11 protein-coding genes and 1 pseudogene are annotated in these 13,473 nt (G+C 66.7%); 5 read left to right on the top strand and 7 right to left on the bottom strand.

Annotation, left to right across the window (positions count from 1 at the left end):
- Positions 1–213 precede the first annotated feature (213 nt).
- A pseudogene (locus tag AC1DQ3_RS31830) lies at positions 214–783 on the top strand (chromate transporter); the annotation flags it as partial.
- Positions 784–902: 119 nt separating this feature from the next.
- Positions 903–1,439 (top strand): chromate transporter, encoded by a 537-nt coding sequence (locus AC1DQ3_RS31825; RefSeq protein WP_477124104.1) that lies wholly within the window; start codon positions 903–905, stop codon positions 1,437–1,439.
- 13 nt (positions 1,440–1,452) lie between these two features.
- Here AC1DQ3_RS31825 and AC1DQ3_RS31820 read toward each other — a convergent pair whose 3' ends face one another.
- Entirely contained in the window at positions 1,453–3,285 is a 1,833-nt protein-coding gene (locus AC1DQ3_RS31820; protein WP_477124103.1) for an ABC transporter ATP-binding protein, read from the bottom strand.
- 277 nt (positions 3,286–3,562) lie between these two features.
- Here AC1DQ3_RS31820 and hutU point away from each other — a divergent pair, with 277 nt between their 5' ends.
- A complete protein-coding gene (gene hutU / locus AC1DQ3_RS31815) occupies positions 3,563–5,236 on the top strand; it encodes a urocanate hydratase (RefSeq protein ID WP_477124102.1) in 1,674 nt (557 codons plus the stop codon).
- Positions 5,237–5,373: 137 nt separating this feature from the next.
- Positions 5,374–6,681: an MFS transporter gene (locus tag AC1DQ3_RS31810; protein WP_477124101.1), complete on the top strand. Its 1,308-nt coding sequence runs from the start codon at positions 5,374–5,376 to the stop codon at positions 6,679–6,681.
- Positions 6,682–6,785: 104 nt separating this feature from the next.
- Here AC1DQ3_RS31810 and AC1DQ3_RS31805 read toward each other — a convergent pair whose 3' ends face one another.
- A complete protein-coding gene (locus AC1DQ3_RS31805; RefSeq protein ID WP_477124100.1) occupies positions 6,786–8,462 on the bottom strand; it encodes an L-lactate permease in 1,677 nt (558 codons plus the stop codon).
- Positions 8,463–8,848: 386 nt separating this feature from the next.
- Here AC1DQ3_RS31805 and AC1DQ3_RS31800 point away from each other — a divergent pair, with 386 nt between their 5' ends.
- On the top strand, positions 8,849–9,502 hold the full coding sequence (locus AC1DQ3_RS31800) for a LysE family translocator (RefSeq protein WP_477124099.1): 654 nt from the start codon (positions 8,849–8,851) through the stop codon (positions 9,500–9,502).
- Positions 9,503–9,523: 21 nt separating this feature from the next.
- Here the strand turns inward: AC1DQ3_RS31800 and AC1DQ3_RS31795 are convergent, their stop codons facing one another.
- The 5 genes from AC1DQ3_RS31795 to AC1DQ3_RS31775 all read right to left on the bottom strand — a co-directional run bounded on the left by AC1DQ3_RS31795 (position 9,524) and on the right by AC1DQ3_RS31775 (position 13,468).
- On the bottom strand, positions 9,524–10,168 hold the full coding sequence (locus tag AC1DQ3_RS31795) for a glutathione S-transferase family protein (protein ID WP_477124098.1): 645 nt from the start codon (positions 10,166–10,168) through the stop codon (positions 9,524–9,526).
- A gap of 189 nt (positions 10,169–10,357) precedes the next feature.
- Positions 10,358–11,545: an aminotransferase-like domain-containing protein gene (locus tag AC1DQ3_RS31790; RefSeq protein ID WP_477124097.1), complete on the bottom strand. Its 1,188-nt coding sequence runs from the start codon at positions 11,543–11,545 to the stop codon at positions 10,358–10,360.
- 39 nt (positions 11,546–11,584) lie between these two features.
- Positions 11,585–11,914 carry a DHCW motif cupin fold protein gene (locus AC1DQ3_RS31785; protein ID WP_477124096.1) on the bottom strand — a complete coding sequence of 110 codons (330 nt, stop codon included), beginning with the start codon at positions 11,912–11,914 and terminating at the stop codon, positions 11,585–11,587.
- Between the two features lie 85 nt (positions 11,915–11,999).
- On the bottom strand, positions 12,000–12,458 hold the full coding sequence (locus AC1DQ3_RS31780; protein WP_477124095.1) for a RidA family protein: 459 nt from the start codon (positions 12,456–12,458) through the stop codon (positions 12,000–12,002).
- A gap of 11 nt (positions 12,459–12,469) precedes the next feature.
- Positions 12,470–13,468, bottom strand: coding sequence for a DMT family transporter (locus AC1DQ3_RS31775; protein WP_477124094.1), 999 nt, complete (start codon positions 13,466–13,468; stop codon positions 12,470–12,472).
- Between the last annotated feature and the right edge of the window lie 5 nt (positions 13,469–13,473).

Genomic DNA, 13,473 nt, shown 5'->3' with positions numbered 1-13,473 from the left:
ACGAAGCGCAGCAAGGCTGGAGCCTTGCGAGCATTTGTGACGACGGATCGCGCGTCTTGTCGGCACACTTATTCGACGAATTTGTGATTCGGGATACTCGGTCCCGCCGAGCTGGCCTGGCCCTGCGCGTCTGCGCGGGGCCTTTTTCTTTAACGGCATGCCGGCATGCCGGGGCGCGATCCCGGCCGGCAGTCTTCATTCCTGTTACGCGTGATGCCAGTCACTTCTTCCCCCGCCGGCGACAAACCGGCGGCGCTAGCGCCGCCGCCCACGCCACGCCGCCTGTTCATCGAGTTTGCCCGCATGGGCTTGTCCGGCTTCGGCGGCGTGCTGCCCTTTGTGCGGCGTGCCGTGGTGGATCGCAACCGCTGGCTCGGCGATCGCGATTTCGTCGAACTGCTCAGCCTTGGGCAGGTGTTGCCCGGCCCCAATGTGATCAATCTCGCGCTGATGCTGGGCCTGCGCTTCGCGGGGCTGCGCGGCGCGCTGGCCGCGTTTGCCGGGCTGGTGATGGTGCCGATGGCGGGGGTGCTGTCGCTGATGCTGCTCTATGAGCACTACCGCGACGTGGCGGCCGTGCAGCGCATGCTGACCGGCATGACGGCGGTGTCCGCGGGCCTGGTGCTGTCGACCGGTTTCAAGCTGGCACAGAGCCAGCCGCGTACCGTGCGGGGGCTGATGATCGGTGGCGCGGCCTTTGTCGGCATCGCGCTGCTGCGCTGGCCGCTGGTGCCGGTCATGGCGGTGCTGGTGCCGCTGGGGCTGGTGCTGGAGTGGCGCAGCGGGCAACAGGCGCGGCGCGCGAACGCGCTGCTGCTGGCGGGTGGCATCGACAAGCCGCCCATGCCCTCCGGCGATGACGGCATCGATCCGGTTGCGCCGGCGACCAGCGGGGCGAACCAATGAGTTCGCCTAATCCTGATGTCCTGGGCAGCCTGCTCACGCATTTCCTGATGCTCTCCCTTCTCGCCATCGGCGGCGCCGGTACCACCATTCCGGATATGCATCGATTCCTGGTGGAGTCGCATGGCTGGATGAGCGACGGGCAATTTTCCGCCATGTACGCCATCTCGCAGGCCGCGCCGGGGCCGAACATTCTATTCGTGGCTTTGTTCGGCTGGCAGGTGGCGGGGCTGGCCGGCGCCATCGTCGGCATGATCGGCATCTGCGGGCCGTCCAGCCTGATCGCGCTCGGTTTCGAGTATTTCGCCGGGCGCTCGCCGCAGGCGCGCTGGCCGGGGCTGATCCGGCGCGGGCTCGCCACGTTGACGATCGGGCTGCTGTTTTCCACCGGGTGGATTCTGGCGGCTGGCGTGGATCACCGGTGGACCGCGGTGGCGGTGACGCTGGCCACGATCGCGCTGATGCTCAAGACGCGCGTGCATCCGCTGGTGCTGGTGGCGCTGGGCGCCGGGGCGGGGCTGCTGGGGCTGGTATGAATTCCGCAGCGGCTTAGTCCACGCCGACGAAGCCGCCGGTCTGATGCGCCCACAACCGCGCATAAAGTCCCCCGTGCGCCAGCAATTCCGCATGGGTCCCACTCTCGGCAATCCGGCCCTTGTCCAGCACCACCAGCCGGTCCATGCGCGCAATGGTGGAGAGCCGATGCGCAATGGCGATCACGGTCTTGCCTTGCATCAGCGTCTCCAGGTTCTCCTGGATCGCGGCTTCCACTTCGGAGTCCAGCGCGGACGTCGCTTCGTCCAGGATCAGGATGGGCGCATCCTTGAGCAGCACGCGCGCCACGGCGATGCGCTGGCGCTGCCCGCCGGAGAGCTTGACGCCGCGTTCGCCCACCATGGCGTCCAGCCCGGTGGCGCCGTCCGTGTCGCGCAAATGCGGGATGAACTCGCCGGCATGGGCATCGTCCGCCGCGGCAAGCAACTCCGCTTCGCTGGCGCCCGGCTTGCCATATCGCAGGTTGTCGCGAATCGAGCGATGCAGCAGCGAGGTGTCCTGCGTCACCATGCCGATCTGCGCGCGCAGGCTTTCCTGCGTGACGCCGGCAATGTCCTGCCCGTCGATCAGGATTTGTCCCCGCTCCACGTCGTACAGACGCAGCAGCAGGTTGACCAGCGTCGACTTGCCCGCGCCCGATGGCCCCACCAGCCCGATTTTCTCGCCCGGACGCACCAGCAGGTCGATCTTCTCGATCACACCCGCACCCTTGCCGTAATGAAAGGCCACGCCTTCGAAACGTACCTCGCCGCGCGTCACCCGCAGCGGCGGCGCTGCGTCGCGGTCGGTCACCTTGCGCGGTACCGAGATGGTCAGCATGCCATCCTGCACCTGGCCGATGTTCTCGAAGATGCCGCTGATCACCCACATGATCCAGGCCGACATGCTGACGATGCGGATCACCAGCCCGGTCGACAGCGCGATCGCGCCCACGCTGACATGTCCCTTGCTCCACAGCCACAGCGCCAGCCCGGTGGTGCCGGCGATCAGCACGCCGTTGAGCGCGGTGACGCAGACATCCATCGCGCTGACCATGCGGCCGGAGCGCCGCGCCTTGTCGGTCAGGTCGGCCATGGCTTCGCGCGCGTAGTCTTCCTCATGGCGCGTGTGGGCGAACAGCTTGAGCGTGGTGATGTTGGTATAGCCGTCGACGATGCGGCCCATCAGCCGCGAGCGGGCGCCCGTGGCGGCTACCGAGCGCACTTTCACGCGCGGCGTGAAATACGCCATGGCCGCCACATAGCACACGATCCAGATCAGCAGCGGAATCATCAGGCGCCAGTCCGCCGCGGCGAACAGGTAGAGCGAACTGGCCGCATAGATCAGCACGTGCCAGACTCCGTCGACCGCCTGCACCGCTGAATCGCGCAGCGAAAAGCCGGTCTGCATGATGCGCTGGGCGATGCGGCCGGCAAAGTCGTTCTGGAAGAACGACAGGCTTTGCTTGAGCACGTAGCGGTGATTCTGCCAGCGCACGAGGTTGCCCAGGCTGGGATTGATGACCTGGTGCACCAGGATGTCGTGCAGGCCATTGAACAGCGGGCGCACCACCACCGCCACCGTGGCCATCCAGGCAAGTTCCCAGGCGTGGCGCTGGAAGAAATCGGCGGCCGGCGTGGTCTGCGCCAGGTCGAGCAGGCGGCCGAGAAAGCCGAACAGCGCGACTTCGATCAGCGACACGGCCAGGCCCACCGCCAGCAGCAATCCGAAGACCGGCCACACCTCGCGCAGGTAATAGGCATAGAAGCGCCAGATCTGGCCAGGCGGCTCGGTATCGGGGAGGGCGCGGAACGGATCGATCAGCCGTTCCAGAAAACGCATCAGCATAGGAGTCCGGGAGTGGAACAGCGACCGCGCATTCCGGGGCGCTGGCGTGCGCGGGCAAGGGTCGCATCGATGCCATGGGTATGCCACGGATCAAGAATCAAAAGCATGATACCGCGCACGCACCGTGTTCTTGCTCCAGTGCATGTGTCCCGGGGCGGTTGCAGGGGATCTTCGGGAATACCCCAATTTCTTCTAACTTGTCTATACAACACTATACATATCTGGAAAAGATCAACAGGCCGGGTCAGATCCGGCAGCAATTACCGAAGGAGTTGCCGTGAGCAATACCCACCGCTTTCGTGATGTAGAGATCCGCGCCCCGCGTGGCAGCCAACTGAACGCCAGGAGCTGGCAGACCGAAGCGCCGCTGCGCATGTTGATGAACAACCTCGACCCGGAAGTGGCGGAGAATCCCAAGGAACTGGTGGTGTACGGCGGTATCGGCCGCGCCGCGCGCAACTGGGAGTGCTACGACAGGATCGTCGAGACGCTCAAGACGCTGAATGATGACGAGACCCTGCTGGTGCAGTCCGGCAAGCCGGTCGGCGTGTTCAAGACCCACAGCAATGCCCCGCGCGTGCTGATCGCCAATTCCAACCTGGTGCCGCACTGGGCCACCTGGGAACACTTCAACGAACTCGATGCCAAGGGCCTGGCCATGTACGGCCAGATGACCGCCGGCAGCTGGATCTATATCGGCAGCCAGGGCATCGTGCAGGGCACCTACGAGACGTTCGTGGAAGCCGGGCGCCAGCACTACAACGGCACCCTCAAGGGCCGCTGGGTGCTGACCGCCGGCCTGGGCGGCATGGGCGGCGCGCAGCCGCTGGCCGCCACGCTGGCCGGCGCCTGCTCGCTGAACATCGAATGCCAGCAGGCCAGCATCGACTTCCGCCTGCGCACGCGCTATGTCGACGAGCAGGCCACGAACCTCGATGACGCGCTGGCCCGCATCGCCAGGTACACCGCCGAAGGCCGCGCCGTTTCCATCGCGCTGTGCGCCAACGCCGCCGACGTGCTGCCCGAGCTGGTGCGCCGTGGCGTGCGCCCCGACATGGTCACCGACCAGACCAGCGCGCACGATCCGCTCAACGGCTACCTGCCGTCGGGCTGGACCTGGGGCCAGTACCGCGACCGCGCGCAGACGGATCCGGCCGCGGTGGTCAAGGCCGCCAGGCAATCGATGGCGAAGCACGTGCGGGCCATGCTGGACTTCCAGAAGATGGGCGTGCCCACCTTCGACTATGGCAACAACATCCGCCAGATGGCCAAGGAAGAGGGCGTGGCTGACGCCTTTGATTTCCCCGGCTTCGTGCCGGCCTATATCCGCCCGCTATTCTGCCGCGGCATCGGCCCGTTCCGCTGGGTCGCGCTGTCGGGCGATCCGCAGGACATCTACAAGACCGATGCCAAGGTCAAGGAACTGATCCCCGACGACGCCCACCTGCACCGCTGGCTGGACATGGCGCGCGAGCGCATCAGCTTCCAGGGTCTGCCTGCGCGTATCTGCTGGGTTGGACTGGGCCTGCGCGCCAGGCTCGGCCTGGCCTTCAACGAGATGGTGCGCAGCGGCGAACTGTCGGCGCCGGTGGTGATCGGCCGCGACCACCTGGACTCCGGCTCGGTGGCCAGCCCCAACCGTGAAACCGAAAGCATGAAGGACGGCTCCGACGCGGTGTCCGACTGGCCGCTGCTCAACGCGCTGCTCAATACCGCCAGCGGCGCGACCTGGGTGTCGCTGCATCACGGCGGCGGCGTGGGCATGGGCTTCTCGCAGCATTCCGGTGTGGTGATCGTGTGCGACGGCACCGATGAAGCTGCAGCCCGCATCGCCCGCGTGCTGCACAACGATCCCGCCACCGGTGTGATGCGCCATGCCGACGCCGGCTACGACATCGCCATCGACTGCGCACGCGAGCAGGGCCTGAACCTGCCGATGCTGGGCCGCTGACCGCCTGGCCGAGCAGCCACGCGCGGCGCCGGACCCGCCCTTGTGGCGGCCGGGGCCGGCACGCATACGGGGGGCTTGGCCCCCCAACGCCGTCTCCGCACAGGAGGCGGCGATTCCAACGCCAGGGAGACCCAATCTTGTCCATCGACACCACCGCACCTGCTGCCGTCATCGGCAGTGGGGCCGCCACCGCACCGCTATCCAGGATCCAGGCCATCGCCGCCATCACCATCGGCAATGGCCTGGAATTCTACGACTTCGTGGTCTACAGCTTTTTCGCCACCCTGATCGGCCGCCTCTACTTTCCGGTTTCCGATCCCACCGGGCAGTTGCTGCTCTCCTTCGCCACTTTCGGCGTCGGCTTCCTGATGCGCCCGCTGGGCGGCTTGCTGATCGGCATGTACGCCGACCGTGTCGGGCGCAAGCCGGCGGTGGCGCTGACGCTCTGGCTGATGGGCCTGAGCTCGGTGATTTTCGTGGTGACCCCGACCTATGCCCAGATCGGCATGTTCGCCCCGATCTTGATCCTGCTCGCGCGCCTGGTGCAAGGCTTCGCCATCGGCGGCGAGATGGGCGCTTCCACGGCGCTGCTGCTGGAATATGCCGACGAGCGCTCGCGTGGCTTCTACACCAGCTGGCAGCCGTTCAGCCAGGGCCTGGCTGCGCTGTTCGGGGCGCTGGTCGGGCTGCTGCTCAGCAATGTGCTGGAGCAACAGGCGCTGGAAGCATGGGGCTGGCGCCTGGCCTTCGTGATCGGCATCCTGGTGATTCCGGTGGGCCTGGTGATTCGCCGCCGCCTGGAAGAAACCGCGCCTGCCGCTGGCGAGTCGGAACGCGGTTCCACCCTGCCGTTGCTGCGTGAGCAGCGGCGCGCGCTGGTGGCCAGCATCCTGCTGATGATCGGCGTGGCTTCGTCGACCTATATCGTGGTGTATTACCTGAGCAACTATGCCGTCAGCCAGTTGCATATGCCGCTGTCGCTGGGCATCTGGGCCGCCTGCGTGGCAGCCGCGGTGCAAGTGGTGCTGTCGCCGTTCGCCGGCTGGCTGAGCGACCGGCTCGGCCGCCGCCCGGTGGTGCTGTGGTCGCGCGTGGCCTTGCTGCTGATGATCTATCCCGCCTTCGTGCTGATCAATGCCGAGCCAAGCCTGACGCGTCTGCTGCTGGTGGTGGGTTGCCTGTCGGTGCCGATGTCGATGACCTCGCCGGCGTCGATGGTGCTGGTCAGCGAGGTGCTGCCGCAGCGCCTGCGCGCCACCGGCCTGTCGATCGCCTACTGCGTGGCCATTGCCATCTTCGGCGGCTTCGCGCAGTTCTTCTCGACCGAGTTGATCCATCTCACCGCTAATCCGAACGCGCCTGCCTTCTACGTGATCGGCTGCGGCCTGGTTTCGCTGATCGGCCTGGCGATGGTGCCGGAAACCCTGGGCCGCCGCCTGTCATGAGCGAAATGGATCCCGCGGCGGTCGCTATCGTGATTCGCCATCGGATCCGGCCCCGCCCGAGCACGGGCGGGGCCTCTTTCTCATGAGCGCCTGGCGCGGCGCGCTCAGTGAATCACCATCTGCGTAAACGGATGCACGTACGCCTGCAGCGTGATAAACAGCCCCACCAGGACCGCCAGCGCGATCGAATGGAAGAACACGTAGCGCAGGATGTCGCCCTCGTGCCCGTACCACTTGGTAGCGGTGGAGGCCACCACGATGGACTGCGCGTCGATCATCTTGCCCATCACGCCGCCGGAACTGTTGGCCGCGGCCATCAGGACAGGCGACAGCCCGAGCTGTTCGGCCGTGGTCTTCTGCAGGCCGCCGAACAGCACGTTGGACGCGGTATCGGAGCCGGTCAGCGCCACGCCCAGCCAGCCCAGCATGGTGCCGAACAGCGGATAGAAGGCGCCGGTGTGGGCAAACGCCAGCCCCATGGTGGCATCCAGGCCCGAGTAACGGGTCAGGTAGCCAATGCCGAACATCGCGCAGATGGTCAGCAGCGAGTACTTCACCAGCTTGATGGTCTCCCAGTACTCCCTGATGAGGCGCGGCACCGAATAGCCCATCAGCAAGCCACCCAGCAAGGCCGAGGCCAGGATGCCGGTACCGGCCATGGACAACACGTTGAAGCTGAACACGGCGCCTTCGGCGATGGGCTTGGGCACGACCGGCGGCACCTTCATCACTGCCTTGTCGAGCCCCGGAATGGCGAACTTCCATTGCCACAAGCCGTCCATCAGCTTCTTGAATTCCGGAATGCCCCAGACGAAGACAAACACCGTCAGGATCACCCACGGCATCCACGCCTTGGCCACCGAGATGCTGGCGGATGCGGCATTGGCGCGTGCTTCCGCGGCCACGGCGGCAGGGTCGTCGACCCTGGAGTCGTCATGGCGGCCCAGGATCTTGGTGGAGGTCCAGATTTCCCTGGGGTGCCAGACCTTCAGGAACAGCGTGAGGCAGCCCATCGAGACCAGCGCGGCGATCACGTCCACCAGCCAGGGGCCGTGGAAGTTCGAGACCAGGAACTGCGGCACGGCGAAGGTGACGCCAGCGACCAGGACTGCCGGCCAGATCGCCAGCATGCCGCGGAAACCCGCGAACGCCCAGATCAGCCAGAACGGCACCAGCACCGAGAAGAACGGCAACTGGCGGCCGACCATGGCCGACAGGTCCAGCAGGTCCAGGCCGGTGACCGATGCCAGCCCGATCAGCGGCGCGCCCAGCGCGCCGTACGCCACCGGCGCGGTATTGGCGATCAGCGCCAGGCCCGAGGCGGCCAGCGGCGAGAAGCCAAGCCCGATCAGGATCGCACCTGTCACCGCCACTGGCGTACCGAAGCCGGCGGCGCCCTCGAAAAAGGCGCCAAAACTGAACGCCACCAGCAGCAGTTGCAGGCGGCGGTCTTCGGTGATCCCGGAGATCGAGTTCTGCAGCACCCTGAAGGAGCCGTTCAGCGTGGTCAGCCGGTGCAGGAAGATGATGTTCAGCACGATCCAGCCGATCGGGAACAGGCCCGACACAATGCCCAGGCCGGCCGCCTTGCCCGCCATCTCGGCTGGCATGCCAAACACCGCGGCGGCAATGATCACGCCCACCACCAGCGCCAACCCGGCGGCCAGGTGTGCCTGCAAATGAAAAAATGCCAGCGAAGCCAGCAGTACGGCGACAGGAATGCCGGCAGCTAGCGTCGATAACGCCATGCTGCCTAGCGGGTCATAGACTTGACTCCACACGATGAATCCTCCTCGGGTTGGGCGGCAGGTTCTCTGGCTGGTTCTCTTCTGGTTGCCCCGGCCTGCCGTTTTGGCTCTTGTGCCGGCGTGCCGTGCCAGCCATGCATATCGACAAACATCGCGATGTTAAGGATGGGTTGCTGCCGCGCCGCCCTGAATTGGATCACTGTCATCATGAGCCGGCTTCAGGGATCAGGGTTTGCCTGGGGGCAGGCTGGCGCACTCGCTGCCCCATAGGCAGAGTACTCCAAACCAATCGCCAGGCAAATGTATGCTGGCAAAGTCCATGGTGGCAGAATGCACTGGCTGTCCTTTTGTGCCATGCCCGCGCAGCTGGCCAGTCAGGCATGACGGGGCGGCGTTCAAACCGGCGAGGGAGAATTGCCATGCATCACATCATTCCCGGCGGCGCCATGCTTGCCGCTTTTCTGCTGTCCAGCCTGTTGCTCGCGGTCACGCCCGGGCCCGCTGTCATCTACATCGTTGCGCGCACGCTTGGGCAAGGCAGGCTCGCCGGCCTGGCTTCGGTGGCGGCGGTGGTGGCGGGCAACCTGGTCAATGTGCTGGCGGCCGCCTTGGGGCTGGCGGCGCTGTTCGCGGTGTCGGCGCTGGCATTTTCCGTGTTCAAGTACGCGGGCGCGGCCTACCTGGTCTATCTCGGCTTGCGCGCACTGCGCGGGCGTCCGGCGGCTGCCGCCGATCCGGAGCCGGACGGCAAGGGCGCCGGGCTGCGGCGCGTGTTTCGCGATGGTTTCGTGGTGGCCTTGTTCAACCCCAAGACCACCTTGTTCTTCGCTGCCTTCCTGCCGCAGTTCATGGATCCGGCCATTGCTGCGTTGCCACAGAGCATTGCCCTGGGCAGCCTCTTCGTGCTGATCGCCTCCATCACGGATTGTTGCTACGTGCTGGCCGCGGCTGCCGTGTTGCCGCTGCTCTCCCGCTCAAGCGGCGTGCAGTCCGCGGGCCGCTACCTCACCGGCGGCGCGCTGATCGGGTTGGGGGTGCTGGCCGCCGTGTCGGGCGGCCGTCACGGCAAGTAGCCGGTGGCAGGCTGCCTGGTATCAGGTCAGCGGCAGGACCAGGATGCCGGCGGCGGCCGGCCTTGCCCGCATGGCGGCAATCCAGCGTTCAAGATGCGGGCGTGGCTGGTGCGTCACCGGGAGTCCCAGCCAGCGATGCGCGGCGCACGCCAGGGAGATATCGGCCATGGTGAAGCGGTCGCCGCAGATGAACTCGCGCTCGGCCAGGGCTTCGTCGAGCCGGGCCGCCAGCGGTTCGGTGCGTTCCAGGGCGCGGGCGACCAGGTCGGGGGCGCGCTGGCCGGCGGGCAGCCGCACCAGGTGACGGAACGCGTCGACCATGGCCGGGCTGAAGGCATTGGTCTGCCAGTCCATCCAGCGGTCGGCCAGGGCCCGCGCCTTGACGTCCTGGGGCCAAAGGCTATCCTCGCCGTCGCGCGCGCAGAGGTAGCGCACGATGGCGTTGGACTCCCACAACACGAAGGGTTCGCCACCGACGTCGGTGCCGCGGAAATCCTCGATCACAGGGATGCTGCGGTCGGGATTGAGCCGGACATAGGCTTCGGTATCGAGGTCGCCCTCGCTGACGCCAATGTCAATACGTTCGTGGTCCAGGTGCAGCTCGCGCGCGCACCAGACCACTTTCTGCACATTGATCGATGAGAGCCGACCCCAGATACGCAGCACGAAGTTCTTCTCCTGATGGCTTGGGCCGCTATGTGACTATGTGACTATGTGCCATAGGGCCCGGGCTGAAGGGCGATGTTGTTATCTTGCCATGAAGCCCGCCAGCGAGGAATCGGCCAGGAGATCTATGCGCCGTATCGGAACGACAGCCGGGCCGGGCCGGTCGACCGGCCCGGTTTGCCCGGTGCCTCAGGCTGCCTTGGCCTGCGGGGCGTGCCCGGCGATGGCTTCGCGGAACAGCGTGCCGAGGATGGCCACGCCCTCCTCGATGCGCTCCGGCGCCACCGTGACGAAGGCCAGGCGCAGCGCATTGCGGCGCGGGTTGCTGGCATAGAACGGCGCGCCCGGCACATAGGCCACATTGCGCCTGACCGCTTCCTCCAGGATCACCATGCTGTCCAGCCCTTCGGGCAGTTCCATCCAGATGAACATGCCGCCTTCCGGCGCGTTCCACGTCACGCCCTCGGGCATGTGGCGCGCGAGCGAATCCAGCATGGCCTGGCACTGCGCGGCGTAGAGCGTGCGGATGGTGGGGATGTGCGTGTCGAGCAGGCCGTCGCGCACCACCTCGTAGGCCAGGCGCTGGGTGAAGCTGGGCGTGTGCAGGTCCGAGGCCTGCTTGGCCTGGCACAGCTTGAAGTGCAGGTCGGGCGGGGCGATCACGAAGCCCAGGCGCAGGCCGGGAGCGAGGATCTTGGAGAAGGAGCCCATGTAGATCACGCCATCGGGATTCATCGACAGCAGGCTGGGCAACTGGTCGCCGCTGTAGCTCAGTTCACCGTAGGGGTCGTCCTCCACCAGCAGCACGCCGAGCTCTCGCGCGCGCGCCACCAGCGCCTGGCGGCGTTCCAGCGGCATGCGCCGTCCGGTGGGGTTCTGGAAGTTGGGCAGGGCGTAGAGGAAGCGCGCGCCGGCGGTCAGCTCGGGCGTGAGCGCTTMGGGCAGCAGGCTCTTGTCGTCTCCCGGCACCGAGACGAATTCCGGTTCGAACAGCGAGAACGCTTGCAGCGCGCCGAGGTAGCTGGGCGTTTCCACCAGCACCGGGCTGCCCGGATCGATCATCACCTTGGCGATCAGGTCCAGCGCCTGTTGCGAGCCGGTGGTGATCAGCACGCGCTCCACGTCCACTTGATGACGCTTGGCGATGAACTCGCGCAGCGGCAGGTAGCCTTCGGTGGCGGCGTACTGCAGGGCTGCCTGCGGGTTGTCCGCAAAGATCCGGGCCACCGCCTGTTCCATGGCCGCTACCGGGAAAGTGGCCGGGGAGGGCAGGCCACCGGCGAAGGAAATGACTTCCGGACGCTCGGTGACTTTCAGGATTTCACGGATAGCCGAGCTGGTCAGCTGTTGCGCCCGGCGGGAGATGGCCCAGTTCATGATGTTCTCTTGGTATGTGGGGAGTCGAATGGGATCGACTCAGTCAACGATAAAAAGCCGCGCACCGGTCGGGGTGGACGAACGGTGCGGTTCGGCGTGGTCKGCAACCTGGTAGCTCGTGCCCGCGCGGAGCACGAAATGCCGGCCGTCTTCCAGCTCGGTATGCAGTTCGCCTTCCAGCACAAACAGGATGTGTCCCTTGGTGCACCAGTGATCGGCGAGATACCCGGCAGAATACTCCACCATGCGAACGCGGATGTCGCCGAACTGGCGGGTGCGCCAGAGAGCTTCCCCGGTGTCGCCGGGGTGGCGGGTCGGGGTGATGCCGGACCAGTCGGTGGTGCCGAAAGGCAGATTGTCGATGCGCATGCGTGGGACGGATTCCTCTTGATGTTCAGCGGGGAGCCGACACCCGCAGGGGGGCGTAACGGCGCCCGGAACAAGCCGCTTTACTTTATTTCACTTCAACGATCATCTCGATCTCGACACAGGCGCCCAACGGGATCTGCGCCACGCCGAAGGCGCTGCGGGCATGCTTGCCGGCCTCGCCGAAAATTTCGGCCAGGAGTTCCGAGGCGCCGTTGGTGACCAGGTGCTGTTCGGTGAATTCCGGCGTGGAGTTGACCAGGCTCATCACCTTGACGATGCGGGTCACGCGGTCCAGGTCGCCGCCCAGGTGCGTGCTCAGCGTGGCCAGCAGGTCCACGGCGATGGCGCGCGCAGCGGCCTTGCCGTCTTCGGTGCCCAGGTCCTTGCCCAGCTTGCCTACCCACGGCTTGCCATCCTTGCGGGCGATGTGGCCTGAAAGGAATACGGTGTTGCCGGTTTGCTCAGCCATCACGTAGGCAGCGGCGGGGGCGCCGGCGCTGGGCAGTTCGATGCCGAGGCGGGCAAGAGTGTCATGGACGGACATAGGGTCTCCAGTCAGTGGGATCGTCCCGTTGGGATGGGGTGGGGTTCTTCGACGGCGGGCGCGGGCACCGGGCCCGCGGGGGCGCTGCGCACGGCGGTCCGGCGGCCCAGGGCCACCACCGCGATCACCGCCACCGCAAAAGCGAGGGTAACGGCATCGAGCGGCTCGGCCAGCATCAGGGCGCCGCCCGCCAGCGTGAGGAACGGCTGCAGCAATTGTATCTGGCCCACGCGCGCCACGCCGCCTTTTGCCAGACCGGCGTACCAGAACAGGAAGCCGATGAACATCGAGAACACCGATACATAGCCCATGCCGAGCCAGGCGCGCGGCGATGCAGCGGCGATCTGGCCGAGGTGCTGCAGCCCCAGCCAGGCCACCACCGGCAGCAGCAGCGGCAGCGCCACCGCCCAGCTGATGGTCTCCAGGCCGCCGAGCTCGCGCGACAGCTTGCCGCCTTCGGCATAGCCCAGCGCGCCCAGCACCATGGCCGCGAACAGCAGCCAGTCCGCATGCTGCAGGCCGCCCGCGCCCTGCCACAGCGCAAACGCGATCACCAGCGCGCTGCCGACGCCAGCTGATACCCAGAACGCGGGCGAGGGCCGCTCGCGCCCGAACCAGGCGGCAAAGACAGCCGTAGCCAGCGGCAGCAGGCCGGTAATGATGGCGCCATGGCCGGCCGGCACTTCGCGCATGGCCAGCGAGGAAAACAGCGGAAAGCCCACCACCACGCCCAGCGCGGTTACCGCCAGGCGCCACCACTGGCCGCCGCGGGGCCAGCGCGCGCGCGCAAAGGCGCCGCGCTGCCACAGCAGTACCAGCGCCAGCAGCGCCGCCACCACGGCCCGGCCCAGCGCGACGAATGTGGCGTCCAGCTCGGCCACTGCCATGCGGGTGAAGGGCAGGGTCTGGCTGAACACGGCCACGCCGGCAAAGCCAAGCAGCATGCCGCCGCCGTGGCTAGCGCCAGGGGCGGTGTGGCTGTGCGGGAGGGAAGAGGAATTGGTCGCCATGCCTT

This window comes from Cupriavidus sp. 01T418 (assembly GCF_056398885.1).
This window is presented reverse-complemented; position numbering and strand designations above follow the sequence as displayed.